Raw genomic sequence first — 3,783 nt, forward strand, 5'->3', positions numbered from 1 at the left:
TCCCCACGGCGCCGTCGGAACGATCGCGCGCAACGCCTTCGTCCAGGGGAAGAACAAGGAGAATTACAGCGCTCTCATCTTCGTTGCCGGCGAGGGCGTGAAGCAGAGCTCCAACGGCCTCGTCATCGCCGACAACGAAGCTTCAATCGCCCCGGGCGGGAGCGGGACCAGCTTCGTTGCCGACATGAGCGGCGACAAGATCCGGATCGAGAGCAACCGCCTCGCCTCCCGCATCGCGCTCTACGAGAAGCGTTAGCGGCAGCTCGTCTCCGGCCCTTCCATCAGATCGAGGCAGCGGCCGTCGATCGTCCCGGCCGGGATGGTCACTCCAATGAGCGCGGCGAGGGTCGGCAGGATGTCCGCGGTCTCGACCGAAAGCGGCTGCTCGAACGGCCGAAGGGTCTTCCGCCAGAACAGGATCGGCACCCGCCGGTCGTAATCCCACGGGCTGCCGTGGGTCGCCACATAGCCTCGGCTGGTATCGAAGATCGGCGTCACGCGCGGCTTCAGGAGCACGACGAAGTCGCCCGATCGCTCCGGATCGAACGATGCCTTGGCACGGTCGACGAGGCTCCAGGTGTCGGGCGGGCCGACCGGATTCCTGGCTGCCCGGAGCTGGGCGGAGGTGAAGACCTCGGCCACCTGCGGATGCGCCCGGTAGCTGCGGACCGCTTCGTCCAGCGCCCGCTGCCGCTGTGCCGGCGCGAGCTTGCGGTCGATATACATGTCGCCGAACGCGCCGTCGCCATAGAGGACCGGCCCCTTCAGCTTCAGCCGGGCGCCGAGCGCTTTCCCCATATTGCTCGGCGACAGCGCGGGATCGACCCGGGCCGCGTCGGGGATGGCGTGCTCCCGGTTCCGCTCGGGCACGTCGACGCCGCCATGGTCCGCGGTCAGCATCACGACGTAATCGACGCCGGTCGCATCGAGCCGGGCGAAGAAGTCGCCGAGGCTTCGGTCGAGCTCCAGCATCTGCAGGCACATTTCGCTGCCTTCGGTGCCGTAGGTGTGGCCGACATAGTCCGTCGCGGAGAGGCCGACGATCAGGAGATCGGTCGCAGGGCCTCGGCCAAGGTCGAACTCCTGCTGCATTCCGGCGGCAAGCGCGAGCGTCGCGCCGTCGATTTCGGGCGAGGCGCGGAAGGCTTTGCTGTCCCCGGCGTCGCGGGCGAAGCGGCCGGTGCCGACCGGCTTTCCGCCGCCTCCGACCGGGATCGCGCGGCTCTTGGCCTCGCAGAGCGGCGGGAGCGGAAGCGGCTGCCGGGGCTCGGCGAGCGCCGCTGCGACATTCGCGTTCACCAGCCCGCCCGTTCTTGCCGGCTGGCCGGTCGCGGGATCGGCGAAGAACTCCTTGCCGGTCCACCACCAGCGATGATCGGGCTTATAGCCGCCCATCATGATCGCCGCCCGGTCCTTGCCCGCGGCGACCGCGACCCGGCTCCGCGGATCGACCCGCTTCATATGGTCGCCGAGCGCCGGCACCTTCAGATGATAGGTGGAAACCGTATATTTTTCCGAGCTGCTTCCGGGGATGCGCGGATCCTCGGAGCAATAGACATTCTTGTCCTCGCGTTCGACGCCGAGGTTGAACCAGTTGTTCGCGATGATCCCCGTCCGTGCCGGCCTGGAGCCGGTGAGAATCGTCGAGTGGCCGGGGCACGTCTCCGTGGCCGCGTGGCCCTGATAGCCGGAAGGGAACACGATACCGTCCGACAGGCGCCTGAGGCCGCCGGTGAAATGCTGGCGGTATTCCGCGAACAGATTTGCCGAGAATTGATCGACCGAGAGGGCCACGATCAGCTTCGGCGGGTTCGCCTGCTGCGCGGCGGCGGGCACGGCGATAATGGCGGCAGCGGCAAGCGCGGCCCACTTAAGCAGCTTCAAGGCTGGTTCTCCCGGGGAGGGTTCCTGATTGGTGCGATGGCGATGGTATAGGCTGCGCCTGAATCGGCAAGGTGGTTGATGCGGCTTTTCGTTTTCTTCGCGACGTTATTGGCTGCGCTGGCGTCTCTATCCCGATTCCCGCGTCCCTGGAGCTGCGGGAGCCCTATTTCGTTCCGGAGGCGGAGCGTGCGCTGAGCTATTCCGCGCGGCAAAGCTTCAGCCGCAACGGCGATCAGCTGATCGTCGAGAGGAATGCCGCCGGCGCCGCGCCCGCACTGCTCAACGGAGTGCTAAGCATCGGCGATCCGCGAGGTGGAAGTGCTGGTGGGGATTGGACGCGCGGCGACGCCGCGATCGGCCGCTTCTTCGAGAAACACGGCCGCACCGGAGTGCCGCTGTACCTCTATTATGCCCCCGGCAAGGAGGTGCAGATCCTGCCGCAGGTGCTCACGACCGGAAGGCTCGTCTCGCTCGTCGCCTGATCACTGGCGCTGCCAGACCTTGCGCCCGCCGAGCCAAGTCTCCAGCACCTGCGTCTCCCGCACCTCCCGCGGCGCGACCTGGAAGATGTCGCGGTCGATGAAGATGAAGTCGGCGAGCCTTCCCGGCTCCAGGCTTCCGATCCGGTCCTCGGCAAATCCCGCATAAGCGGCATCGCGGGTGAAGGCGGAAAATGCCTGCGCCATCGTCAGCTTCTGCTCGGGCTGCCAGCCGCCCGGCGGCTGCCCCTGCGCATCCTCGCGCGTCACGGCGACGGAAAGGCCGTGGAACGGATTGGAGGATTCCACCGGGAAGTCGGACCCAAAGGCCAGGGGCACGTTGTTCGCGAGCATCGTGCGCCAGGCGTAAGCGCCGGTGAGCCGCTCCAGCCCCATCCGCGCTTCCGCCATCTTCCAGTCCGACGCTTCGTGGACGGGCTGCATCGAGGCTATGATGCCGTTGCGCCCGAAGCGCGGCAGGTCGGCCGGGTCGATGATCTGCGCATGCTCGATTCGCCAGCGCCGGTCGCCCTTGTAGGTGCCGGAAAGCTCCTCGATCGCCTCGAGGAGCTGCGCATTCGCGGCATCTCCGATCGCGTGCACGGCGACCTGGAAATTGTCCATCGCAGCGCGGCTCATCAGGTTCTTGAGCGTGGTGTCGTTGAGGAAGGCGAGACCCTTCTCGCCCGGCTTGTCCTTGTAGGGCTGCTTCAGCCAAGCGCCGCGCGAGCCAAGGGCGCCGTCGCTGTAGAGCTTCACGCCCACCATCCGGAGCCGGCCGTCGTATAGCCACGGCGTCGGCCCGGTGCCGGCAACCGCGAGCAGATTGTCGATGCCGGCGCCGTACGACATGATGCGCACGTTCAATTGCCCGGCGTCGCCTGCGCGGCGGATCACGAGCCAATCCTCGGCGGTCGTGCCCATGTCGGCGACGCCTGTGATGCCGTTCGACAGGAGGATCTTCTGGGCCGTCTCTAAGGCCTTGTCCCTGACGCGCGGGAGCGGCGGCGGAACCGCCTTCTCAACCAGTGACGAAGCGGCGTCGACGAAGATGCCGGAGGGCTGCTTGCCGGCCACTTCGATGCGGCCGCCAGCGGGGGACTTGGTCGCCGCGGTGACGCCGGCTTCCTTCATGGCCATGCTGTTCGCCCAGCCGGCATGCCCGTCGACCCGCTCCAGCCATACCGGGCGCCCGGGGACGACCGCGTCTAGATCGGCGGCGGTCGGGAAGCGGCCGAGGTTCCATTTCTCCTGGTTCCAGCCCCGGCCGATGATCCAACGCGGCGTCGGATTGGCGGCTGCGTAAGCTGCGATCTTCGCCTGTGCTTCTTGAAGCGACTTCGTCTCGCTGAGGTCGAGCTGAAGAGCCTGGAAACCGAGCCCCATCACATGGCCGTGCGCGTCGATCAGGCCCGGGATC

The 3,783-nt window shown here is 67.2% G+C and carries 2 protein-coding genes and 2 pseudogenes; 2 read left to right on the forward strand and 2 right to left on the reverse strand.

The window, feature by feature from the left end; translation table 11 throughout:
- Positions 1-256: pseudogene (locus VF662_RS13790) on the forward strand (right-handed parallel beta-helix repeat-containing protein); the annotation flags it as partial.
- Here VF662_RS13790 and VF662_RS13795 read toward each other — a convergent pair.
- Positions 253-1,878, reverse strand: a complete 1,626-nt coding sequence (locus VF662_RS13795; RefSeq protein ID WP_464142275.1) for an alkaline phosphatase family protein — start codon at positions 1,876-1,878, stop codon at positions 253-255. The pseudogene VF662_RS13790 and the gene VF662_RS13795 overlap by 4 nt on opposite strands.
- Before the next feature lie 332 nt (positions 1,879-2,210).
- Here VF662_RS13795 and VF662_RS13800 point away from each other — a divergent pair.
- Positions 2,211-2,366: pseudogene (locus tag VF662_RS13800) on the forward strand (thioredoxin domain-containing protein); the annotation flags it as partial.
- Here the strand turns inward: VF662_RS13800 and VF662_RS13805 are convergent.
- The coding region (locus VF662_RS13805; RefSeq protein WP_464142273.1) for an amidohydrolase at positions 2,367-3,783 on the reverse strand (1,417 nt) is incomplete at its 5' end. It abuts the pseudogene before it with no gap.

The organism is Allosphingosinicella sp., from assembly GCF_036387215.1.
In the GTDB taxonomy this organism is placed as follows: domain Bacteria; phylum Pseudomonadota; class Alphaproteobacteria; order Sphingomonadales; family Sphingomonadaceae; genus Allosphingosinicella.